Source organism: Halopseudomonas oceani, assembly GCF_002903165.1.
GTDB lineage: Bacteria > Pseudomonadota > Gammaproteobacteria > Pseudomonadales > Pseudomonadaceae > Halopseudomonas > Halopseudomonas oceani.
The window spans coordinates 149,891-172,343 of sequence record NZ_PPSK01000003.1; the positions used below are offsets into that span (position 1 = coordinate 149,891).

Annotated in this window: 21 protein-coding genes; all 21 read right to left on the bottom strand. The window is 56.2% G+C overall.

The annotated features are described in order from the left end of the window. The 21 genes from C1949_RS04805 to glnE all read right to left on the bottom strand — a co-directional run bounded on the left by C1949_RS04805 (position 1) and on the right by glnE (position 22,264). A complete protein-coding gene (locus C1949_RS04805; protein ID WP_104737333.1) occupies positions 1-654 on the bottom strand; it encodes an LbetaH domain-containing protein in 654 nt (217 codons plus the stop codon). A gap of 341 nt (positions 655-995) precedes the next feature. Then, positions 996-2,039 (bottom strand): pseudaminic acid synthase, encoded by a 1,044-nt coding sequence (pseI, locus tag C1949_RS04815; RefSeq protein ID WP_104737334.1) that lies wholly within the window; start codon positions 2,037-2,039, stop codon positions 996-998. Continuing rightward, positions 2,039-2,275: an acyl carrier protein gene (locus C1949_RS04820; protein ID WP_104737335.1), complete on the bottom strand. Its 237-nt coding sequence runs from the start codon at positions 2,273-2,275 to the stop codon at positions 2,039-2,041. The genes pseI and C1949_RS04820 overlap by 1 nt, the downstream gene beginning before the upstream one ends. A 32-nt stretch (positions 2,276-2,307) precedes the next feature. Next, the gene (locus tag C1949_RS04825) at positions 2,308-3,237 is read right to left on the bottom strand and encodes a ketoacyl-ACP synthase III (protein WP_104737336.1); all 930 of its coding nucleotides are present in this window, start codon (positions 3,235-3,237) and stop codon (positions 2,308-2,310) included. Between the two features lies 1 nt (position 3,238). Beyond that, entirely contained in the window at positions 3,239-3,832 is a 594-nt protein-coding gene (locus C1949_RS04830; RefSeq protein WP_104737337.1) for a hypothetical protein, read from the bottom strand. Between the two features lies 1 nt (position 3,833). Further along, entirely contained in the window at positions 3,834-4,475 is a 642-nt protein-coding gene (locus C1949_RS04835) for an LbetaH domain-containing protein (RefSeq protein ID WP_104737338.1), read from the bottom strand. Further along, on the bottom strand, positions 4,472-5,383 hold the full coding sequence (locus tag C1949_RS04840) for a glycosyltransferase (RefSeq protein WP_229744300.1): 912 nt from the start codon (positions 5,381-5,383) through the stop codon (positions 4,472-4,474). Before C1949_RS04840 ends, C1949_RS04835 begins: the two co-directional genes overlap by 4 nt. A 130-nt stretch (positions 5,384-5,513) precedes the next feature. Beyond that, positions 5,514-6,209: a pseudaminic acid cytidylyltransferase gene (gene pseF / locus C1949_RS04845; RefSeq protein ID WP_104737340.1), complete on the bottom strand. Its 696-nt coding sequence runs from the start codon at positions 6,207-6,209 to the stop codon at positions 5,514-5,516. Further along, a complete protein-coding gene (pseC, locus tag C1949_RS04850; RefSeq protein ID WP_104737486.1) occupies positions 6,206-7,354 on the bottom strand; it encodes a UDP-4-amino-4,6-dideoxy-N-acetyl-beta-L-altrosamine transaminase in 1,149 nt (382 codons plus the stop codon). Before pseC ends, pseF begins: the two co-directional genes overlap by 4 nt. Beyond that, positions 7,354-8,352, bottom strand: a complete 999-nt coding sequence (gene pseB, locus C1949_RS04855; RefSeq protein WP_104737341.1) for a UDP-N-acetylglucosamine 4,6-dehydratase (inverting) — start codon at positions 8,350-8,352, stop codon at positions 7,354-7,356. The genes pseC and pseB overlap by 1 nt, the downstream gene beginning before the upstream one ends. An 11-nt stretch (positions 8,353-8,363) precedes the next feature. Further along, entirely contained in the window at positions 8,364-9,464 is a 1,101-nt protein-coding gene (locus C1949_RS04860) for a hypothetical protein (protein ID WP_104737342.1), read from the bottom strand. Continuing rightward, the gene (locus tag C1949_RS04865) at positions 9,464-11,212 is read right to left on the bottom strand and encodes a carbamoyltransferase family protein (protein WP_104737343.1); all 1,749 of its coding nucleotides are present in this window, start codon (positions 11,210-11,212) and stop codon (positions 9,464-9,466) included. Before C1949_RS04865 ends, C1949_RS04860 begins: the two co-directional genes overlap by 1 nt. 31 nt (positions 11,213-11,243) lie before the next feature. Continuing rightward, the gene (locus C1949_RS04870) at positions 11,244-12,665 is read right to left on the bottom strand and encodes a lipopolysaccharide kinase InaA family protein (protein ID WP_104737344.1); all 1,422 of its coding nucleotides are present in this window, start codon (positions 12,663-12,665) and stop codon (positions 11,244-11,246) included. Continuing rightward, positions 12,662-13,438 (bottom strand): lipopolysaccharide kinase InaA family protein, encoded by a 777-nt coding sequence (locus C1949_RS04875; protein WP_104737345.1) that lies wholly within the window; start codon positions 13,436-13,438, stop codon positions 12,662-12,664. The genes C1949_RS04870 and C1949_RS04875 overlap by 4 nt, the downstream gene beginning before the upstream one ends. Next, positions 13,435-14,181 (bottom strand): lipopolysaccharide kinase InaA family protein, encoded by a 747-nt coding sequence (locus tag C1949_RS04880; protein ID WP_104737346.1) that lies wholly within the window; start codon positions 14,179-14,181, stop codon positions 13,435-13,437. The genes C1949_RS04875 and C1949_RS04880 overlap by 4 nt, the downstream gene beginning before the upstream one ends. After that, entirely contained in the window at positions 14,178-14,999 is an 822-nt protein-coding gene (gene rfaP / locus C1949_RS04885) for a lipopolysaccharide core heptose(I) kinase RfaP (RefSeq protein WP_170063000.1), read from the bottom strand. Before rfaP ends, C1949_RS04880 begins: the two co-directional genes overlap by 4 nt. After that, complete coding sequence (locus tag C1949_RS04890) at positions 14,996-16,117, bottom strand: glycosyltransferase family 4 protein (protein ID WP_104737347.1); 1,122 nt, start codon at positions 16,115-16,117, stop codon at positions 14,996-14,998. The genes rfaP and C1949_RS04890 overlap by 4 nt, the downstream gene beginning before the upstream one ends. Beyond that, positions 16,117-17,178, bottom strand: a complete 1,062-nt coding sequence (waaC, locus tag C1949_RS04895) for a lipopolysaccharide heptosyltransferase I (RefSeq protein ID WP_104737348.1) — start codon at positions 17,176-17,178, stop codon at positions 16,117-16,119. The genes C1949_RS04890 and waaC overlap by 1 nt, the downstream gene beginning before the upstream one ends. Before the next feature lie 5 nt (positions 17,179-17,183). Next, on the bottom strand, positions 17,184-18,230 hold the full coding sequence (gene waaF / locus C1949_RS04900) for a lipopolysaccharide heptosyltransferase II (protein WP_104737349.1): 1,047 nt from the start codon (positions 18,228-18,230) through the stop codon (positions 17,184-17,186). 82 nt (positions 18,231-18,312) lie between these two features. Continuing rightward, complete coding sequence (locus C1949_RS04905; RefSeq protein ID WP_104737488.1) at positions 18,313-19,236, bottom strand: branched-chain amino acid transaminase; 924 nt, start codon at positions 19,234-19,236, stop codon at positions 18,313-18,315. 73 nt (positions 19,237-19,309) lie between these two features. Further along, the gene (gene glnE, locus C1949_RS04910) at positions 19,310-22,264 is read right to left on the bottom strand and encodes a bifunctional [glutamate--ammonia ligase]-adenylyl-L-tyrosine phosphorylase/[glutamate--ammonia-ligase] adenylyltransferase (protein ID WP_104737350.1); all 2,955 of its coding nucleotides are present in this window, start codon (positions 22,262-22,264) and stop codon (positions 19,310-19,312) included. Between the last annotated feature and the right edge of the window lie 189 nt (positions 22,265-22,453).

The following is a 22,453-nucleotide window of genomic DNA, read 5'->3' on the forward strand; positions in this document are numbered from 1 at the left end:
TTACCCCTTGCGTACAAAGTAGTCTTCGCTTGCCCGCTTGATCACCAAGCCTGGCGAGCTACCAAAAACGATCGTCCCCCCAGGAATATCCGTGTCCTTGACGTAAGAGTTTGCTGAAAATATAACGTTATCTCCTACCACGCACTTACCCAATACCTTGGCTCCGGACTTCATAGCAACATTTTCGCCAAATACCGGGAAAATACCCTTGTTATTCCCTACCGTGCAGTTCTGCGAAAATGAAAATCGCTCACCATACACGGCTCGTCCCATAACGCTGCCCACAGGATGATCCAGAAAGAATACGCTGGGCATTTCGACCTCATAGTAAAGGTCAAGTCCGTTCAAGCACTTGTTCAGGTAATAGATTCGATCTGACAGCGTATTGCAGCCCTTAGAAACCAGAAAGACCTGTCTGGAAAGGTAGTAGAGAAATATAGAGTACTGCCCAGAGTGAAATGGGTTGAAGTACACAACACCGTCCTTACGGTAGTACTTATTACTACTACCCTCAAAGCAAGTCGCGCACTTTTCCAAGGCAGCCTCAACAGACTGCTCCAACACAGGGGCCTCATCCTCGCTAAAAACAAACAAATTAAAAAGCTGCCGCTTGATCATTTCAAACAGCTCAAACTTTGATATCTCTATATCCATATACAACCACCTAATACCAGCCGCGCGTTGAGCCCGACACTATTCTGAAATAGGGTGAAGAACTGCTCAATACGCCAATGTACAACCATTAGCAGCTCAAAGCCCGGGAGTAAAGGGATCAGCATCGACGATAGCGTTTCCATCGGTGCTAACAGCGGCATCATCGGAGACGGCCTACGAATAGGCAATAACGTCAATATTCGCGCCATGAGCTTCGTAAACAAAGATATTCCAGATAACAGCGTTTACATCACCCACAAAGAGAACAGCATTCGGCCCAAGTGATAAGCCTGCACCTGGCCTAGGTGTTTATTCCCCCGGCCAAGCGCCTTTCAGATAAATTACAGCAGAAGAGACCACTCAACAGGAGTCCCTTTCGCGGCGTCTTTCGATATTCGCCGACCCAGCAGCGTTTCGTAGTACTTCGGCGGCAGACCATGCCCCGGTCGAATTCGCCGCAAGTTATCTGCGGTAAACACGTCCCCAGCCTTCATATCCTCACCGATGTACAGTGAACGCCGCCGTGTAACAGCAACTTTCTCTGCATCTGTCGGTCCGTATTTAATGCTCCCCAAGGCTTCCCATGCGCGAGCCGTTTCTTCTACAAGCGTCTTCAACTCCGCCGGCTCAAGTGAAAAGGCAGAGTCAACACCTCCGTCAGCACGACTCAAAGTAAAGTGCTTCTCTATGACAGTCGCTCCCATGGCAACGGCTGCGATAGCTGCGCCCACACCCATCGTGTGATCTGAAAGCCCGATATTACAGCCAAACAAGTCGCGCATATGCGCGATTGTTCTGAGGTTGGTATTCGAGGGAGAGGCAGGATAAGTACTGGTACACTTGAGTAAAACCAGCTCTTGGCAACCAGCAGAGCGAGCGGCCTCAACCGCGTCATTAATCTCGGAAAGACTGGCCATGCCTGTCGAGATGATTACCGGCTTCCCTGTGGCTGCCACGCGTTTGATCAAGGGCAAGTCAATGCACTCAAACGACGCTATCTTGTAACACGGCACATCAAGCGACTCGAGAAAATCGACCGCGCTTTCATCAAAAGGAGAGCTGAAGCACACCATTCCCCGCTCAGCTGCGCGATCCATGATCGGCTTGTGCCATTCCCAAGGCGTACACGCCTTCTGATACAGAGCATACAAATTTTGCCCAGCCCATAAGGAGTTAGGATCAGAGATATTAAACTCACCCTCCTTAACGTCCAGCGTCATGGTCTCCGCTGTAAATGTCTGCAGCTTGATCGCATGTGCACCAGCCTCCGCAGCAGCATCGACAATCTCAAATGCGCGCTCAAGCGACTGGTTGTGATTGCCCGACATCTCCGCAATGATAAAGGGTGGGCGCGCAGCGGAAAACATAGAGTCACCTATTTCCATTATGAACCTGACGCGGCGTTGAAGAACTCAATAATACGAGAAAGCGTCGAAAGCTTTTCGACCTCGTCATCGGAAACAGAAACACCAGTGAGGTCCTGCAGTTCCAACAACAAATTGAACGAGTCGAGGCTATCCAGGCCTTGCTCTGCAAGGCTCACCTCCGGATTCAAATCAAAAGCCGACCCTTCAATCGCAGCGGCCTTCATTGCTGCGTCGATAGTAGAGATATCAATCATAAAAACTCCAAAAATTTCACGACCACCAGCAGTTATCCGTCAGCCCGCTCTAGTAGAGTAGTAGCCCAAGACAACCCAACCCCAAAGCCACAAAGCACCAAGCGATGCCATGGCCTATCCCAGTTTTTTTCAAGAAGCAGCGGGACAGAGGATGACACGGTATTCCCCGTGGAGCCCATATCCAAGACAAACTTTGATGCATCCTCACCAAAGCGCCGCGAAATCGACTCGATAATCGCTGCGCTACCCTGATGGAGTAGATAAGCATCAACGTCAGCGCTGGTGTAACCCGACTCCGCCAGAACCTTCTTTAACTGGCGTGGAACATTCATGGAAGCAAAATTAAATATTTGCCGGCCATTCATATGCAGCCGGCCCTTTTCCGTTCGCAAAAACTCTGCTCCAGCGCCATCGGTACCGAAATCAGCCTTACCCAATAGCCACTCTGGCTCATGTGCCATCCACGTTGCTGTTGCAGCATCACCAAACAACATCGCGGTATTACGATCATCCTTATCGACAATTTTCGAGTAAGGATCGGCAGTCAAAAGCAAGCCGTTTTCGAGCCCGATACCCTCCATGAACGCCTTCAATACATGAAGCCCATACACATAGCCAGAGCAACCAAGAGATATATCAAAGGCGGCGACACTCGGGCCGAGGCCGAGCTTAGCGTGCACGATGGCAGATGTGTGAGGGAGCCCCTCACCATCACCGTTCTGCGTGACAACAACAAGAGCATCAATAGCGCTCAGATCAAACCCCGGTACTTTCTTCTGCAAAGCACGCACCGCACCAACACACAAGTCAGACGTTTCTTCCGTATCAGACTTAATCGGAAGCTTTTCAGCCCCTATCTTGTTTGAAACAAAACTTTCTGGCTCACCGAACCGTGAAGCCTGTTCGAAGTTGTCGATGCAGGCCTCAGGAATGTAGGACGCAACCGCCTTGACTCCAATCATGTCAACTCCTGACAAAACGTATGGTAGCGACCTTTTCTTGGTCAAGAAAAACCTCACTAACAACCAAGCGACCAGAAAGACAGCTCTTATTCACAAGCAGGATTTCTTCTGCCCCATCGTCGAGCCGCTCAGCTACGTCAAGCTGAGAGAATAACCAGTTACCGGAACCAAAAAGCGCATTGCAAAGCTTTTTATGCATTGCAACCACTTCCTCGATAAGCAGAAACTCTTTATTTCTGTGCTTCGTTATACTTTTCTTTTGCTCGCTGACGACGCTACCAGCAACTACCTGGTCTTCAGGATACCCGTAGCGCTCAGACACTTCATCGTCGCGCTCAATCAACCAAAGCTTACGAGACGCAGAACAGCTCTCGAAGCCACCGATATCGGCCTGAGCCACAACAACTGCAGGATCAACTGGGGCCTGATCGACAACATCCAATTGCCTGATCGCAGCGCGCCTGAACACCACTCTCTTTACATGTCCGCAGCCCTGTTTCTCAGCAACAGAGGACAGTGCCTGATAAATATCAGTGCCGTGTAAATAGGCTCTTTCACCTTTGAATTTTAGTACCAAACTCTCTATAAAACTCATTCTAGACAGCCCTTCTGGCAGGGTTTCCGATCCATGTTGAGCCTTCAGGCAGCGGTTTGTAGGCCACAGAGCCTGCTGCCAAAACGGCAAAATCCCCCACCTCGGTTCTATCTCTCACCACCGCGTTGGGTGCGATGTAAGAGCCGCTCCCAAGCTTGGCGTAACCACATAGTGTGGCGTTTGGGCCAACATAGCAGAACTCACCAACATCGACATCGTGCCCAAGATTGGCGCCGGATCGAATACTGCAGCCGAACCCCACTTTCGTACCAGGCTGAAGCACAGCATACGCAGTAATCAACACGCCGGCCGACACCTCACAGCTAGAGGAGACCTTCGCGGTTGGATGTATCAAGCTAATCACTCGCTCTCGCGGGATGGCAAAACTCGATATCAGTTCGGACCGTTCTTTCATTTTCCCAACACTGAGCAATGAAAAATGAAAAAGCACATCATCATCCAGCGATTGCCAGTCAGAAGTCCTACCTAAGACCGGCCACCCCTCGATGAAACTGCCAACGTCTTGGTGGTCATTCAAAAAACCGTACAGTTCAACAGCCTCTCCTGCCAAGGCAAGGTCTCGTATCACCTCTGCCGCAACCAGGCCATCGCCATTCCCACCAAGAATCACTACTCGCTTCATAAACTTGACCTCATCTGCTGCGAAATTACAGCAGCTATGCGCTTAGCACCGTTACCATCTACCACTCGACTGGCAGAGAGACTCATACTTGCGAGCTGACTCGGATCCGACATGAGATGCATAACAGTTTCCTGTAACGCCTGTGGAGCAAGCTGTTCAAACTCTCCCAAGTACTTGGCGCATCCCAGCCGTTCGAAAGCCGCACCTTGACTGACCTGATTATCCGCGATGCTGCACAATAACATCGGCAATCCCATCCTAGCCGCCTCATAACAGGTCGTGCCTGCGGCCATTACTGCCAAGTCAGCCTTACCTAACAAGTCGACGAAATTTTCCGGCTGAACGACGTACTCAGCATTCAAGTACTGTAGCCGTCGAAGCAACCCAGCATTACTTGAGTTTCGCGGGTTACCTTGCCCGGAAACAATGATCACATTGAGCGATGACATGAACGGCACATCCAAAGCAGAAGCAGCAAGCTTAACCGCACCTCGATCATCGCCGCCGCCAAACGTCATCAGTAAGCAATTCAGCTCCCTTCGCTGACGCGCGGGCCCCACCTTTTGGAACGACTGCCTCAGAACCGCATAGTCAGCGCCTGCCAAAAACACCCCGCCGGGCACAGTGAGCAAACGCGAGTAATCAAGGGCGAGAACGGCAGGGTTGGTACAAATTGCCACCTCTGCAAGAACACCTTCGACACTTGGCGGAACAAAATGGCATTGCTTGACGCCACGAGCGTACAGATGTCGCTGAAAATCGGCACCAGCCCTGTAGTCATCCACCACTACCCAAGCGCCAGATTTTACTGCAGGCAACTGCGACAGGAATCGTGCTTCTTCCTGCTCTGAATGCCACCGGCGAGGCAGCCACTCCTCAAACAGAACGTCATCTAACGAGCTCTTCATTTCCAATGAGGGCCCACACATCAGCACACGGACACCGAGATCAACCAAAGCCTCGGCTAAGCCCCTACACCTCATCATGTGCCCCATCCCTATTTGGGAGCTGGCATCACACCGAAACACAACCCGCGGACTAATCATGCTGCTCATGGAGCAGTCGAAACAACAGTTCTGCAAACCTCCAGTCTTCGGGAGTGTCGATATCCTGCACCCGCTCGCGAGGCATCACATATGGCAAAGATGCGGCTCGCAACGCACTCTTGTTGGAAAGAAACGCATCTGCGCGCCCCCAATAGAACTGGCCAGCGTCGTGGAATCTATCCTCCAGATCTTGTGAACGGCTGGCCGCGTATTCAGGCTCGCACATCTCAACAAACCCTTTCGAGTTGACCCTCAAAGCACGCTGAATGTGGTACGAATACTTGGCGACCGAAAAAACGAACTCGACCCCACCCTGCGCCATCATTGCATGTGCCGCAACCAAGTCCTCAGGCGTGACAAATGGAGCCGTTGCGTAAAGACAGCAGACCTGTGAGGGGGGACCGTACAGCGCTCCAATACGATGTATGGCGTCGTTGACAACCGGTCTGGTAGCAACAAGGTCACCTGATAAGTCGGGCGACCTAAAAAACGGAACATCAGCACCAAAATCTCGCGCTATGCTCGCGATCTCCTCGTCATCAGTCGACACAACAACATGATCGAACAAGCCAGACTGCAGCGCCGCCTCAATACTCCAAGCGATCATCGGCTTACCAAAAAACAGACGGCAGTTCTTCCGCGGAATGCGCTTGCTACCGCCTCTAGCGGGTATTACCGCCAACCTCATGACGAAAAGAACTCCTTCAGAGTCGCAACCACGTAGTCCTGATCGGACTCCGAAAGCCCAGGGTACAAAGGCAGTGAAATAGCCTCTTGGTAATAACGCTCAGCTTCCGGGAAATCGCCACTTTTGAATCCCAAAGCCTCATAGTAGGGCTGAGTGTGGACTGGAATATAGTGGACATTGACTCCGATGTCTTTCCCTCGAAGATGCTCAAACAACGCTTGGCGATGAGAAGGGGCGACTCGAATGACGTACAGGTGAAAACTCGAGGAAGCATCTACAGACCGCACAGGCGTCACCACAGGAGTGTCGCCCAAGAGGTGATCGTACCTGTCGGCAAGGTATTGTCGGCGTACAATATACTCGTCTAGCCGACTTAACTGTGAACAGCCGAGCGCCGCCTGTAGGTCTGTCATACGGTAATTGAAGCCGAGCGCAACTTGCTGATAATACCAAGGCCCATCAGGTTCCTTGGTCATTTGCTCGGTGTTACGTGTCACGCCATGACTGGCAAAAAGCCTCATCCGCTCGGCGACGGCGTTGTCATTACTCAACGCCATCCCCCCTTCACCAGTAGTAATAATCTTCACCGGGTGGAAGCTAAAAACGGTTACATCGCTGTACCTGCAGTTACCGACATAGCCGCCATCGTACTTTCCTCCGACCGCGTGAGATGCATCTTCGATGAGATGAAACCCGTATGCGTCGGATAATGCTTTGATGGATTTCATGTCTGCCGACTGACCACAAAGGTGGACGACAACAACTACCTTTGGGAGCCTCCCTGCCACTTTGGCAGCCCTCAGCTTTTCTTCGAGAGCAACGGGGTCCAAGTTATAACTGACCGGGTCAATATCAACAAAGTCGATTTCAGCGCCGCAATAAAGACCACAGTTGGCGGAAGCAACAAACGTTATCGGGCTAGTCCACATAAGATCGCCATTGCCCAACCCCAATGCGAGACAGGCAATATGCAGAGCCGAGGTAGCACTATTAACAGCCACCGCATGGCTCACGCCAACACGTTCTGCCATAGCCTGTTCAAAACGCGGAACAGCCGGCCCTTGAGTTAGATAATCAGAATTCAAAACCTCGACAACAGCATCAATGTCAGCGGGTCGAATATCCTGCCGTCCATATGGGATCATCATATCTTTCCGATTTTGCTTTCATTCAAAGCGATCCAGCTTTTCAAATCTGCGTCGGACATCCATTCCGAATTATTATCGCTTGAATACACAAAGCCTTCTGGAACGAGCTTGCCGTCCTTTATGCGCTGGGGACACGCCGCCCACTGGTGGATACTCGGAAGAATTTTGAAGTGCTCGTCGTACTCATACGTATAGTAAGAGTCCTCAGCGCTGATCATTTGCTCGTGTAGCTTTTCGCCAGGACGAATACCGACCACCTCTTGTTTCGCGTCAGGTGCGACGACTCTCGCCAGGTCTACAACTTTCATTGAGGGAATCTTTTTGACGTATATCTCGCCGCCTTCCATATCTTGGAATGCGTGCCAGACAAGCTCCACCCCCTCCTCCAGAGAGATCATGAAGCGCGTCATACGCTCGTCCGTAATCGGAAGAACCCCTTTGTCCTTGATGGACATAAAGAACGGAATAACAGACCCTCGCGACCCCATGACATTGCCGTACCGAACGACTGAGAACCGGGTGCCATGCTCCCCCGAATACGAATTACCTGAAACAAAAAGCTTATCCGACGCTAATTTTGTCGCCCCATACAAATTAATCGGGCTACTCGCCTTATCGGTGGATAGCGCGACGACGCCTTTTACGCCCTTATCGATACATGCATCAATAAGATTCATGGCACCATTGATATTGGTCTTTACACATTCAAACGGATTGTACTCTGCGGTAGGTACAATTTTGGTGGCTGCCGCATGAACCACGTAGTCAACACCATCCAGCGCTCTATAGAGGCGCTCTTTATCACGAACATCACCAATAAAAAAACGGATACGGGGATCATCTTCAAACTTCTTGGCCATATCCCACTGCTTCATCTCATCCCTTGAAAATATAATAATTTTCTTAGGATTATATTTTGCGAGCGTCATCGGCACAAAAGTATTTCCGAAAGAACCGGTACCACCAGTAACCAGAATAGTTTTGTTGTTAAACATATCAATAGCACCTAATTAAAAAATGACGACTTTATCGCCTCGACAACTCGGACATTAGCAAGTCGATCCCTATGACCAAAAACCCACTTGGCATAGTTATCCCTTTTTTTCGCAAACACATCACACGACGTCAGTGCATCGCTTACGAGACTGGTGAAATCAAGTGCTGATGCTGCATCCGCACAAACTCCAGACTCAAAAAGTGACAGGCGCATATCTATGTGATCTTGATCTAGCTTCGCCTTTCTGCCATTTTCAACAACGGCCTTACGGCCCAAGGCTTCTGTCTCTGTAAAGATCAAAGGAATATCATAAAACATTGATTCTTCTGCAGGGGAGTTCGCGTCAGACACGAGCACATCCGCAATCGCGAGATACGATGACAGTGGCCAATCAGACAAATCAATAAGCGCGTTTCCGCGCTTTCTCGCAATGGATGACAATCGCTGTATGGATTGTTTGTCTGCTCGCCGCGGCGTCAGCCCTTGGCTGGGGTGTGGCCGCAATATCAGATTCATCTCCCGCGGTGCCGTCATCAAAATCTGCTCCGCAACGCTATCCCAGGACCCGTACCCCCTCCTACTTGGGGTGTAAAGTAGCGTTTTATACTGCTTATTCAGGCCCAAGCGCCCCAGCATCTCTAAGCGAAACAACTCCGTTCGGTCCGGAAACTCACAAAACGGTAGAAAGCCAGTTTCTACCGTGTTCAAGTCTATATCTCCAGCATAGCGCTCAATCATGCTACGCATACGTGGCCCTATGATGCAAAGCAAATCAAAGTGGCTATTGCGCTCCAGTGCCTCTCGACTCAGTAGCGTATATGTCCCATGAAATACAGTACATTTCTTCGCAGCATACGGAGCGAGAAACCCTTTATAGGGCGAACCGGTAACGATCACACCCGCGTCTTGCAGCATCCGATTCCCTCGGGAAAACCGCCCGAGATATTTCGAATATCGTGCTGTCTCCAAATCGGGATAAATGCGCTTTGCCGCACGGAGAGTGGAGCGGCGATTACTTACAAATGTTCCAGGAAGCACCCTTTCAACCTGCGCCAACGCAGGAACAGCCTGGAACATTTTGGAGAAATAGACGACATCCTGATTTGTCATCAGCGAGCATCAGCCTTATTTTTCACAACCAAAATATCTTCCATGATCAAGAACTGCAGATCAGACCCATAAAACATGTTCAGCGCGTCGGTGGGCGAACAGACCATCGGCTCACCACGGCGGTTCAGTGAAGTATTGAGCACCACACCGTTGCCGGTCATAACCTCCAGCTCTTTCATCAGATCGTAGTAACGCGGGTTGTAGTCGCGCTTGAGCACCTGGGCACGCGCGGTACCGTCCTCGTGCACGACCTCGGGCACACGCTCGGCCCAGCCTTCCTTAACATCGAAGGTGAACGTCATGAAGGGCGACGGGTGATCAACGCTCAGCATCTGCGGGGCTACGGTATCGAGCATAGACGGACAGAACGGGCGCCAGCGCTCGCGGAACTTGATCTGTTCATTGATGCGGTCAGCTACACCGTCAACACTCGGACAACCGATGATTGAGCGACCACCCAGTGCACGGGGGCCAAACTCCATGCGCCCCTGGAACCAGGCAACCGGATTGCCTTCAACCAGCACCTTGGCGATTTCTTGCGGCACGTCGTCGATCTTTTGCCATTGGGGCTTGTTCGGGTGTCGAGCACAGGCCGCAATGATGTCTTCATTGCTGTAGGACGGGCCGAGGTAAACGTGCTCCATCTTTTCGACCGGCACGCCGTTCTTGACCGATATAAAGGCAGCGGCCCCCACAGCGGTGCCAGCGTCACCGGAAGCCGGCTGCACAAACAGCTCCTTAACGTCCGGACGCGCGATGATGCGCTGGTTGAGCTTCACGTTCAGCGCACAACCGCCAGCAAAGGCAAGCCGACCGGTTTCTTTCAGGATATCGCCGAGATAGTAATCGATCATCTCCAGCGCCAGCTTTTCAAACAGCGCCTGCATCGCCGCTGCGTAATGAATGTAGGGGTCATCGGCGATGTCGCCTTCACGCTTCGGCCCCAGCCATTCGATCAGCTTGGGCGAGAAGTAGTAGCCCTTGCCCTTTTCCTTGTAGCGACGGAAGCCGATAACGTTGGCATAGTCGGTGTTGATGATCAGCTCGCCATTTTCAAACTTGGCCAGCCGGGAGAAATCGTACTTGGCGGCGTCACCATAGGGAGCCATACCCATGACCTTGAACTCGCCGTCGAGCATCTCAAAGCCGAGGTATTCGGTGATTGCGCCGTACAAACCGCCCAGCGAATCCGGATCGTAGAATTCCTTGATCTTGTGGATCTTGCCGTTTTCGCCCCAGCCGAAGAATGTTGTGGCGTATTCGCCCTTGCCGTCGATGCCGAGAATCGCGGTCTTCTCGTTAAAGCCCGAGCAGTGATAGGCACTGGATGCATGCGCCAGGTGATGTTCCACTGGTTCCAAACGGACCTTCTTGGCATCAAAGCCGAGCTGCTCCAGGCACCAGAGAATCTTCTTGCGATAGCGTTTGAAGCGGCGGTTGCCAGTCAGCAACGCATCCAGAGAACGATCAGGGGCGTACCAGTAACGCTTGGCGTAGTGCCAACGGGCGTTGCTACCAAACAGGCTGATCGGTGCGAACGGAATACAGACAACATCGACATCAGCCGGTGTGATACCCGCCTGCTCCAGGCAGAACTTGGCCGACTCGTAGGGCATACGGTTCTTGGCGTGCTTGTCACGCACAAAACGCTCTTCTTCGACGGCAGCAATCAGTTTACCGTCAACATACAAGGCGGCAGATGGGTCGTGACTCAAGGCGCCAGAAAGGCCAAGTACTGTAAGTCCCACGGTAGTCCTCTTTTCTGAAATCAAAGTAAATTTACAAGCGCGGCAAGCGCTCTTCCAACCAGCCAGCAAGCGGACTTCCCGCTGGCCAGTTACGGATGAACCGTTGTCGATCCTTCTGCCAGGCACGCTGCCAGCCAGCATTACCTGTGTGCGCCTGCATCGCGTCCAGATCGATAAGAATAACCCGCCCATCCAGCCACAGCAGATTCGTTGCCTTGAAGTCACCGTGGCTTATTCTGGCCCGAACAAGTTGGGTAAACAGCCTGAGCAACGCTGCGGCGGTAGCATCGTCCGGCAGTCTTTGACCATCTTCGCCGAGATGGCGCAGCAGGTCGACCCCGGAACAGTATTCAGTGACCAGCCAAGCCCGCCGCCGCAACGGACCGAAACGCTGCTCAATCATGGCCAGCGGTGCCGGAGTGGGGATGCCGAGAAACTGCAGCCGATGCGCGGCGAGCCAGGAGTGCCAGGCTCTGCTCGGGCGCCAAAAGCGCTTTAGCCAGTGGCCAAAGCCTTTAATGTTGTAGCGTTTGATGACCACCCTATCGCCATCAACTATGGCACAACCGACTGTGCTGCTACCGCCGTCTTTGAGCAGCGGCTCTGCGACCAAAGCCTCGTCAGGCGCAGCAAGCAGCGATGCCAACCGCTGGAACTCGCTGCGCACGACAGCAGTAAACCGCGTCCAGCTGCGTCTGACAGAGAACTGGGTGCAATCACGCAGAGCCTTGCCGAGAAAGTCATCCAGCCTGCGCTGACGAACGCGCTTGATCTGCGCGGCCAGCCGATCAGGGTTGAGCGCCAACGGATTGTGCTGCAGGTAGCCGATCAGCAGCAGCTCGCAGAGTTCATCCCACTCGGGATCAAGCTGGGCAAAGAAGATCGCCAGGTTGTCTTCAGCTTGTGCAGGAGTAACCGGAGCGCCAGGACTCAAGGCCTCAACCGCATCGCCATCAATGACGTAAAGCTGAGCTTCGTGAAGCAGGAAGTTGCCCAGGTGCAAATCGGTCTGTACCAGACCACGTTGGTGCATGGTGCCAATCAGGCTGAGGGCTTGGCCAAGCAGAGTGAGCGCCTCGGCCTCGCCGGGCTGCCGACTGGGCAGAGCCTCCCAGCGCTGCTGCAGGGTCTCGGCGTCGCCGAGGTAGGCACTCAGCAAATAACGGCCGCCTCCCTCTATCTCGCCCTCGCCCAGCAGCTCTGGCGTGGCAATGCCCTGCGTTTGCAGGGCACGAATACCTGACGCCTCACGCTCACAGTGACGGTCAGCGCCCGAAGCGATAAACAGCTTAAGCAACTGCTGCTGGCCACCGGCTTCGACCTGCCCCACCAGCCGCTTGCCCGGCAACACTCGCAGCCAGCGCACCACCCGGGTCTCACCCTGCTCCAGTGGCAGGATCAACGGCAGTGGTGGCTCGCGCCCGGCACTACGTAGCTCGGCGCTGAGACTCATCGCCCTTTGCCCTTGCCCGCAGTACGGCGCAGCAATTCGCTGATAAAGGTACGAGCCTCGGTATCAACCCGACTCTTGCCCATATACGCCAACACGAAGCGCAAACGCTGGCTGCGCGTAGGCTCCTTGCTTCGTCGATGCAGGGTTTCCAAATCACGGATCAGATCACGCCGGCCAAAAATAGCCCGCCGGGTTTTCTCCAGATCGATAAAACGCGCCCCGGCACCGTCGCCATGCAGCTTGATAAATACGTGCTTCGGATACAGGCAGTTGTGAATACGGTCGGCATTGTGCAGCGCACGCACCAGCGCAGCAGCCGACTGAATCAACGTACGGATTTCACTGGCAGACAACTGATTCCAGCGCTCAAACCACTCGTCCAGTGGCGCATAGTCATCCAGGGCCCGCGTCAGCAGCACCGCCTGGGCGTGACCGCGCTCGTTACGCTGACCAAAAAATGCCGCTTCCAGCGCCGGAATGCCTTGTCTTGCATAGACCTGAATCGCACGAAATTCACGAGCAAAGGTAGGCTCGCCGAAGGGGCTATGCAGCGTGCGGGTGCGGTGATTGTCTTGCCGCTTCAGAAAGAAACACTGCTGCTGACCATTAGCGTCTTCCAGCTCCAGACGGTAAACGCTACTCCACCCTCCACGCCCAGTATTTGGTGCATCAACAGCATCGACCTTCAGCGCCCAGAGCGCTTCGAAGCTATCAAGCCCGTGGCGGGACAACACATCCCGTGCGTTGACTGCAATAAAGGGGTTACGTGTCATTCTCGACCCTTGAAGAAATTCAGTATCGCGCGCGCCTGCTTGCGGTCCGCGCTGTCAAGCTGCTGCTTGCCAAGGTACAGCTTGAAGAACGCCATCCGCTGGCTGCGGCTGAGGTGGTGTTTGGCAATTTTGTCGAGGCAGGCCAGATCCTTGATGATCCGGTAGCTCAGCATGGGGCCCCACCAGAAGCTGCCGCCAGGACAGTCGATAAAGTACACATTTCCAAGCGCTTGATTGTCGACGAGCAGGTTTCGCCACTTCAGATCATTATGGGTGAAGCCCTGATCGTGCATCATCCGAGTCGCCCACGCGACCTGGCGTGAGACATGCGCCACCCATGCCCGATCCTGCAAGCGTGCGTCACGCTGCGCAGCAATACGCGCCAGATCACAGGTATCGGGCAACTCCTCGGTGATCAGCGCGCCGCGCACGAATGCACCATTAAGCCGCTCCTGCCCGAACCCGACGACTGTTGCCGACGGGATGCCCCAGGCATGAAAGTTCAGCAAATTTTCCCACTCTGCCTGAATTCGCGGTCGACCAAGGTAACGGCGCAGGTTCTTGCCCGCGCCGGTGTAGCGCTTAACGTAGTAATAGCGGTCAGCAACCCAGATCCGATGCACGGTACTGAGCGGGTCCTGGGTGATCTTTTCACCCTCCAGCGCAAACACCGTATCCAGATCGGCAAACAGCCGACCACTCTCCCCGGTGGCGTACTCGGGGTTCAGGGTCCAACGCTTCATTCATCATCCCCCGGCGCGTACTTGCGCTCAAAACGGGCCTGCAGCTTCTGCGCCTTGCGCTCAAGCAGGGCCAGCAGCGGCGCCTCTAGCCGCAAGGTGTCACGCAGCGGAGTCGCAAAATAGGCGCGCAGAAAGCGCAGCTTGTCACGTTGGGTAAGACCGATCTCGAGTGCCGAGAAGTACAGCCCGGCTAGGTCCTTGTCGCGCCAGCGCCGAGGCACAGTCGGTCGAATTTGAGCACGATGCAGATCAATGATCGACAATTTGAAGTCATGTGCGCTCATCGGCTTGTCGGTATGCAGCAGGAAGTGACAGATATAGCAGTCACGATGATTGACGCCAGCCCGGTGCATGGCGGCGGTCATCTCGGCCACCCGACGGATCAGCGCCCACTTGATGCCCGGAGCCGGCGGTTTATCCAGCCAGTCACGGCTATAATCTTCCAGGCTGATGGTCGGCGCCAGTTCTTCGGTAATGATGAACGAGTGCTGCGCGGCAGGGTTACTGCCACGCTCACCAAAGGCCACCGCCGTCATGGTATTAATGCCGGCAGCTGTCAGTGCTTGAATCGCCTGCCACTCCTGACCTGCGCCCAGCACCGGGCATTTGAGGGTGGACCAGTTCTTGAAAATCTCGCCCCAACCGACGCCACGATGAATCTTGACGAAATAGCCCTTGCCGTCGACTTCGGTACGCAGGGTACGGCGCGCTTCCAGCTCACGAAACACCTCGCCCTGCAGCGCTTCGACCGCATCGAAGGCATCTGTATTGGCCCACAGGCTAAGGAACGGCTCGCGCAGAATCAGGGTATTGCTCACGCGCCAGCTCCCAGGATCACATCGGCAGCCCGCTCCGGCAGGCTGTATAGGTCGGCCTGATCGGCATAGCGCAACGCGTTGTCATGCCATTCCCGACGCTGAACCGGATTACGCAGCATGTCGGCCAACATCAGATCCAGCTCGCCCTGCCTGAACGGTGACGGCACAACCAGGCCACAGTCCGCCTCGCTGATGTAGTGGGCATAACCGCAGACGTCGGTCACCAGCACCGGCAAACCGGCCACCAGCGCTTCAAGCAGCACAGTGCCGGTGTTCTCGTTATAGGCGGGATGAATCAGCAGGTCCGCCCCCAGCAGGAAACGGGGGATATCACTGCGACCCTTCATAAAGACCACCTGATCCTCCACCGCCAGCGAGCGCGCAATGCGCTGGAAGGTACTCGGATCATCCTGGCCGATGACCATCAGCCGGGTGCGCTTACGCAATTCGACGGGCAGCGCCGCCAGCGCGCGAATGGAGCGGTCGACCCCCTTGGTAATAAACCCGGAGCCGATCTGCACCAGCAGAAGGTCATCGTCCGCAAGACCGAATTCAGCGCGGAACTCGGCGCGAATATCAGCCGCGTTGGCCGGTGCCCGACGATCTGGCGCGATGCCCGGCGGCAGTAGATGGAAGCGATCCAGCGGGGTTTTATAGTGTTTGGTGAACAGCGGCTGCTGTACCTCGGAGATCATCAGAATCTGCGTCTTGCCAGCAGGCGAGAATACCGCCCGCTCGTACTCGGCAAAGTGGCGGTAACGGCTGGAGATGCGATACAGCGGGTTACGCAGGGTCTGCGCCTTGTCTTCGAAGCAGGGATCGGCGGCATAGTAAACGTCCAGCCCCGGCATCTTGTTGAAGCCAACCACCCGATCGACCGGGCGCTTGGCCAGGTCGGCCTCGACCCAGGCGGTGAATTTCTCGTTACGGCGATGATTACTCAGGGCTTTGACGGGGGCCACCAACACTTCAAACCCCTCGGGAATATCGCCTTCCCAGATCAGGGTATAGACACGAATGCTGTGTCCGCGCTCCTGACAAACCCTGGCGATGCGCATGAAGTCACGCTGCAAGCCGCCAAAGGGAAAATACTTGTAAAGCACAAAAGCCAGCTGCATCAGACGGTTCTCTTGTTGGACAGCAGCGGTCGCAGGTGCTGCATGACCCTGTCGGGGTCAAGTCGAGTAAAGCACAGTGGTTGCTCGCGGGTCAGGTCGAACCGGCGAGCATCCTCAGGGGTCGGCTTATAGGTACATTGCTTGCGCAAACAGGGGGCACAGGCGAAGTCGCTGGCCAGATGCTGCTGCGCACGACCGTAGGCGCCGGTAAAGCCCGGATTGGTTGGTCCGAACAGCGACAGGGTCGGTATATCCAGCGCCGCGGCCAGATGCCCAAGCCCGGTATCCACCGCCACGCAGGCACTAGCCCCGGCCAACTGACGGGCGACATCACGCAGGGGCAAACGGGGCAATACCAGCGCGCCTTCCAGCCCTTCGGCGATGCGCAGCGCACGGGCCTGTTCGTCCAGACTACCCCACGGCAGGCGCACATCAACCCCGCTGGCAACCAGCCGCTCGGTCAGTTGCCGCCAATACAGCTCGGGCCAGTGCTTGGTCACCCAGGTCGTGCCGTGCAACAGCACCACGTAAGGCGTGCTAGCCGATTCGGCGCCCAATGCCGCGCGGTCCAGGCCGTAATCCCCCAGCCCTTCCTCCAGCGTGTAGCCAAGCGCCTGGGCAAACAGCTGACGTGTCCGCTCCACCGCATGCTGTCCCCAGGGTACCGGCAGCCGACGTTGATAGAAGCGTGCGGCCAGCGGCTCACGGGCCGAGTCCCGGTCCAGCCCCACTACCTCGGCGCTGGCAAAGCGGGTCAGCCAGGCGCTCTTGAGCAGACCCTGAGCATCGATCACCAAGTCATAGTCGGTCTCGCGCAGGCGGCGCTTGAAGTTGCCCCACTCACCGCTGCGCACTGCCTGAAACGGCTTCTTGCGCCAACGACGAATGGCCACCGGAATTACACTCTCCACGGCCGGATGCCAGGACGGAATTTCGGCAAAGCCCTCTTCCACCACCCAGTCAAAACGGATGCCTGGGATAGCGCGCGCAGCATCGGTCAATGCCGGGAGAGTATGAATGACGTCCCCGAGCGAGGACGTCTTGATCAGCAGTACCCGCATCAGGGTCAACTGTCCTGCGGGTCGGGCAGCAGATCGCCTACCAGCCGATCCAGCGCTGCGTCCACCTGGGCAGGAGCCAGATCACGCAGGCAGTTGTAATGACCAAACCGGCAAGTCCGATCAAAGCAGGGGCTGCAATCCAGCCCCAGCCGCACCATTTCTACCTGGTCAGCCAGCGGCGGAGTAAAGCCGGGAGAGGTCGAGCCGTAGACAGCCACCAACGGCCGATTCAGCGCCGCGGCCACATGCATCAGCCCCGAGTCATTACTGACCACCGCGTCAGCGCACGACAGTAGGTCAATCGCCTGGGCCAGACTGGTATCGCCACACAGGTTGGTCGACTCTTCACGCAGCCCCGGAATCAGCCGGCCACGGATCTGTTCCGCGACGGCGTGGTCGTTTTTCGAACCAAACAACCAGACCTGCCAGCCCTGCCGAATGCGCGCTTCGGCCACGGCAGCATAGTGCTCCGACGGCCAGCGCTTGGCCTCGCCAAATTCGGCACCCGGGCACAGCGCCAGCACCGGACGATCACGTTCTAGGCCAAAATGCGCCAATGCCGCATCGCGCGATGCCGGATCAATCTGCAGCGACGGGCGTGGGTAGGGTTTCGGCAGCTCGGCGCCCGACTCATAGGCCAACGCCATAAAGCGCTCGATCATCAGCGGGTAGGCTTCCTTGTCCAGCTTGCGCACGTCATTGAGCAGACCGTAACGCATCTCGCCACGCCAACCGGTGCGCAACGGGATATCAGCAAAGAAGGGAACCAGCGCTGACTTGAGAGAATTGGGCAGCAGAATGGCTTGGTCGTACTGACCCGCCAGGCTGCGGCCGATACGCCGCCGGGTAGCCAGTTCCAGAGCGCCGTGGCCGAGCGGAAAGCTCAGCGCGCTGCGCACTTCCGGCATGCGTTCGAGGATTGGCCGGCTCCAGTCAGGAGCCAGCACGTCGATCATGCAGTCGTCACCGTGTCGCTGCTTCAGGCAGGTGAACAGCGTTTGCGCCATCACCATGTCGCCGACCCAGCTGGGACCGATAATCAGGATATTCATAAGCTTCACGCGTCAAGCTTCAAGCGACAAACCCCGAACGGCGCATGACTGCTTGCCGCGTGAGGCTTGCCGCTTGCGGCTATCAACCGACCAGCGTCCGCCATTCGGCGTGCTCTGCGGTCTGGCCAGTGACCAGATCGAAGTACGCCTTTTGCAGTTTTTCAGTGATCGGACCGCGACGACCAGCACCGATCTGACGACCGTCCAGCTCGCGAATCGGCGTGACTTCAGCGGCGGTGCCGGTGAAGAAGGCTTCATCAGCGATGTAGACCTCGTCACGGGTGATGCGCTTCTCGACAACCGGGATATTGAACTTCGACGCCAGCGCCAGCACGGTTGCACGGGTGATACCGTTCAGACAGGCAGTCACTTCCGGGGTGTAGATAGTGCCGTTCTTAACGATGAACACGTTCTCACCCGAACCCTCGGCAACATAGCCTTCCGGATCCAGCAACAGTGCTTCGTCAGCACCAGCGGAGACCGCTTCCTGCAGCGCCAGCATGGAGTTCATGTAGGCACCGCTGGCCTTGGCACGCGTCATGGTGATGTTGACGTGGTGACGGGTAAAGGAACTGGTGCGGATCTTGATGCCGCGTTCCAGCGCTTCTTCGCCCATATAGGCGCCCCAGTGCCACGCAGCGATGACAACATGTACCTTCAGGTTGTCAGCGCGGATGCCCATGCCTTCGGATCCGTAAAATACCAGCGGGCGAATATAAGCGGTTTCCAGGTTGTTCTCGCGAACCACGGCGCGCTGCGCCTCGTTCAGCTGTTCCTTGGTAAAGGGAATCTTCATACCCATGATGTGGGCAGAATCGAACAAGCGATCAGTGTGCGCATCCAGACGGAAGATGGCGGTGCCATCCGGCGTCTTGTAGGCGCGGACGCCTTCGAAAACACCCATGCCGTAGTGCAGCGAGTGCGTGAGCACGTGAACATTGGCTTCACGCCAGGGAATCATTTCACCATCAAACCAGATTAGACCATCACGATCGGCCATCGACATAGCAGCCAGCTCCATACGTATCTATTCAATCAGTCTTGCGTTCTTGGTTTCTGCCTGAGCGCGCCCTAGCCGATCACACCCGCGTATCGGGGATCGGCTCCTGGGGAGGCAGCACCTGCTGCCAGAGCTTGATGACCCCGTGTCGGAAATCATGAAACTGGTCGCCGCTTACTTTGCCCGGCTGATTCTGTAGAGCCAGGCGATGAGCTGCAGCCCGGTAGGCTTTGTAAGCCTCCTGCAGGCTGGTGACATCCTCACCGGCGATCAGACCGGCGTTTTGCAGCTCATCAAGAATCCTGATGTTGTCGGTGTAGCGCAGTAATTCGGGGTACCGGCACGACCAGGCAAGAACCGCATATTGCACCATAAATTCGATGTCAACGATACCACCTGCGTCCTGCTTGAGATCAAACAATTGCGCCGCGGTGAAGGCGTCCTCGGTTGTACCGGCCCTTGTTGCCTTGGTACCGAGGTTGTCGCGCATCTTCTGGCGCATATCGCTGACCTCGCGCAGCAGTTGTCGCTCGTCGCGCTGACGCCCCAACACCTGTGCTCGCAACGCCTGGAAGCGCTCGGTGAGTCGTTCACAGCCGACCAAAGCGCGCGCCCGCACCAGCGCCTGATGCTCCCAGGTCCAGGCTTCTTCCAACTGATAACGCGAAAACGACGCCAGAGAGCTGACCAGCAGCCCCGAATCGCCGGACGGCCGCAGCCGCATGTCCACTTCGTACAATGCACCGGAAACGGTCTGGGTGTTGAGCATGTGAATCACCCGCTGCCCCAGCCGGGTAAAGAACTTGCTGCCCTCGATAGGCCGCTCGCCGTCGGTATCGGCCTGCGGATCACCGTCGTGGATAAACACCAGATCCAGATCGGAGCCGTGTCCAAGCTCGATGCCGCCGACCTTGCCGTAGCCAACGATGATGAAATCCAGATCGCAGCGCGAACCATCGGCTCGCGCCGGGCGGCCGTGACGGGCAACCATCTCGCGCCAGGCCAACACCAGCACCTGCTGCAGAATCGCCTCCGCCATCCAAGTCAGGTAATCACTTACCTTCATCAGCGGCAAGGTGCCCGCGATTTCCGAGGCAGCAATGCGCAACACATGCGCACGCTTGAAGTAACGCAGGGTTTCCATCTGCTGCTCAAGGTCGTCCTCGGGGATACGCAGCAACTGCTGACGCAGCTCGTCGGCCAGTTCCTCTGCGACCGGCGGCCGGTACAGTCGTCCGGCGTTCAGCAGCTCATCCAGCACTACCGGGTAGCGGGCAATCTGTTCGGCGATCCAGGGGCTGGCGGCGCACAGCACCAACAGTTCGCGCAGAGCACCCGGATTTTCGGTCAGCAAGACCAGGTAGGCGGAGCGACGTGCAACCGCCTCGACCAAGGGCAGCACCCGTTGCAACGCCAGGTCGGGATTGTCCTGTTCGCAGGCCATCGACAGCAGTCGCGGCATGAAAATGTCCAGCCGTTCGCGACCAGCGCGCTGCATAGCGCGGACCCGCGCCGAGCCCTGCAGATCCTGCAACCGCTTCCAGGCGCCAGGTGCATCGGCGTACCCGGCGGCGATCAGTTGCTCCAGCACCTGCGGCTCGTCCAGCGTGCCATCCCACACCGGCACCCAGTCGCTCTGCGCCGATAGCGGCTCTTCCTCATCCTCATCGGGATCCGCAATTACTCCAGCAAAGTGCCGAGCGACTCGCCCGCGTTCGGCATCCAGCCGCTGCCGAAAAGCTTCCCAGTCGGCAAAACCCAGCATCCAGGCGATGCGCGCCTGGCCCTGAGGGTCGGTCGGCAGCATCTGCGTCTGCCGATCATCAATGGCCTGCAGGGCGTGTTCGGTGTCACGCAGAAAGCAGTAGGCATCCGTCAGCTCCTGCACCGCCTCGGCAGGCAGATAGTTGTTATCAGCCAAGGTCTGCAGCACACCGAGAATCGGCCGCTGTTGCAGGCTGCGATCGCGGCCACCATGGATCAGCTGGAACGCCTGACCAATAAACTCCACCTCGCGAATACCACCGGAGCCAAGCTTGACGTTGTCCTGCAGCCCCTTGCGCTGCACCTCACGCTGAATCATCTGCTTAAGGGAACGCAGAGCATCAATGGCAGCAAAGTCGAGATAACGGCGATAGACAAACGGCCGCAGCATCGCCAGCAGCTCGGCACCAGCCTCCTGGTCACCGGCCACCACCCGCGCCTTGATCATGGCGTAGCGTTCCCAGTCACGCCCCTGGCTCTGGTAATACTGTTCCAGCGCATCAAAGCTGAACACCAGCGCACCGCTGTCTCCGTAGGGGCGCAGGCGCATGTCGACGCGAAACACGAAGCCATCGACCGTCGGCGCATCCAGCGCCTTGATCAATTTCTGACCAAGGCGAATAAAGAACTCCTGATTCGACAGGCTGCGACGTCCGCCGCGGGTCTCCCCTGCCTCGGGATAGGCAAAGATCAGATCGATATCGGACGACAGGTTAAGCTCGACCGCGCCCAGCTTGCCCATCCCCAGCACCACCATGTGCTGTGGCACACCCTCGGCGTTAACCGGCTCACCGAAGCTGGTACAGCACAGCCGAGACAACCACCGATACGCCTCGTCTATGCAGGCATCGGCCATATCCGAGAGGTCCCGGGTGGTTTCCTGCAATGCGGCCCGGCGGGTCAGGTCACGCCAGATAATGCGCACCTGCTGCCACTGGCGGAAACGACGCAGACGCTGTGCCAGTTGCTCCTCGCTGCCGGTATCGACCAGCGCCTGCTGCAACAGTGTCCGCAGCTCACCCGCTGCCAAAGACCGGGTCAAACGCCCCTCTTCGATCAGCCGCCAGGCCAGCGCAGGATCACGGCGCAGCTGTTCTGCCACGAAGTCACTGGCCGCCAGCACCTGCGCCAGCTCTGCTTCAAAAACCTCACCGAGCTCCGCCCTGCGCTCGGCAAGGCCGGCCAGCTCCAGAGCAGCAAGCCACTGCGCCAAATGGTGATCACGGAGTGCCTGAAGAGAGGATGGCAGCGAGGGCAGTGTGGAGGGCATGGTCTATCCTGTTCATGAACCGAAACAGCAGCTTGCCATGACGGCTGCCGACGGGGAAGCGGTGGCGAATGACCATATAGTCTAAATGTAGTTCGACTACAAATTAGACGATTAAGCGACTGGATAAAGCCGATTTTATGTAGTAAAACTACAGAACCAATTCCACCCCACCCTGTCACAACACCCACA

What these genes read in the sequence shown, in the direction of transcription:
- C1949_RS04820 (WP_104737335.1), bottom strand. Translation starts at nt 2,275, where the DNA reads ATGATTGATATCTCTACTATCGACGCAGCAATGAAGGCCGCTGCGATT.
- C1949_RS04830 (WP_104737337.1), bottom strand. Translation starts at nt 3,832, where the DNA reads ATGAGTTTTATAGAGAGTTTGGTACTAAAATTCAAAGGTGAAAGAGCC.
- waaF (WP_104737349.1), bottom strand. Translation starts at nt 18,230, where the DNA reads ATGAATATCCTGATTATCGGTCCCAGCTGGGTCGGCGACATGGTGATG.
- glnE (WP_104737350.1), bottom strand. Translation starts at nt 22,264, where the DNA reads ATGCCCTCCACACTGCCCTCGCTGCCATCCTCTCTTCAGGCACTCCGT.
- C1949_RS04905 (WP_104737488.1), bottom strand. Translation starts at nt 19,236, where the DNA reads ATGTCGATGGCCGATCGTGATGGTCTAATCTGGTTTGATGGTGAAATG.
- C1949_RS04805 (WP_104737333.1), bottom strand. Translation starts at nt 654, where the DNA reads ATGGATATAGAGATATCAAAGTTTGAGCTGTTTGAAATGATCAAGCGG.
- C1949_RS04835 (WP_104737338.1), bottom strand. Translation starts at nt 4,475, where the DNA reads ATGAAGCGAGTAGTGATTCTTGGTGGGAATGGCGATGGCCTGGTTGCG.
- C1949_RS04880 (WP_104737346.1), bottom strand. Translation starts at nt 14,181, where the DNA reads ATGAAGCGTTGGACCCTGAACCCCGAGTACGCCACCGGGGAGAGTGGT.
- pseB (WP_104737341.1), bottom strand. Translation starts at nt 8,352, where the DNA reads ATGTTTAACAACAAAACTATTCTGGTTACTGGTGGTACCGGTTCTTTC.
- pseI (WP_104737334.1), bottom strand. Translation starts at nt 2,039, where the DNA reads ATGGAAATAGGTGACTCTATGTTTTCCGCTGCGCGCCCACCCTTTATC.
- C1949_RS04875 (WP_104737345.1), bottom strand. Translation starts at nt 13,438, where the DNA reads ATGACACGTAACCCCTTTATTGCAGTCAACGCACGGGATGTGTTGTCC.
- C1949_RS04870 (WP_104737344.1), bottom strand. Translation starts at nt 12,665, where the DNA reads ATGAGTCTCAGCGCCGAGCTACGTAGTGCCGGGCGCGAGCCACCACTG.
- waaC (WP_104737348.1), bottom strand. Translation starts at nt 17,178, where the DNA reads ATGCGGGTACTGCTGATCAAGACGTCCTCGCTCGGGGACGTCATTCAT.
- pseF (WP_104737340.1), bottom strand. Translation starts at nt 6,209, where the DNA reads ATGAGGTTGGCGGTAATACCCGCTAGAGGCGGTAGCAAGCGCATTCCG.
- pseC (WP_104737486.1), bottom strand. Translation starts at nt 7,354, where the DNA reads ATGATCCCATATGGACGGCAGGATATTCGACCCGCTGACATTGATGCT.
- C1949_RS04840 (WP_229744300.1), bottom strand. Translation starts at nt 5,383, where the DNA reads ATGAAGAGCTCGTTAGATGACGTTCTGTTTGAGGAGTGGCTGCCTCGC.
- C1949_RS04860 (WP_104737342.1), bottom strand. Translation starts at nt 9,464, where the DNA reads ATGACAAATCAGGATGTCGTCTATTTCTCCAAAATGTTCCAGGCTGTT.
- C1949_RS04825 (WP_104737336.1), bottom strand. Translation starts at nt 3,237, where the DNA reads ATGATTGGAGTCAAGGCGGTTGCGTCCTACATTCCTGAGGCCTGCATC.
- C1949_RS04890 (WP_104737347.1), bottom strand. Translation starts at nt 16,117, where the DNA reads ATGCAGCTGGCTTTTGTGCTTTACAAGTATTTTCCCTTTGGCGGCTTG.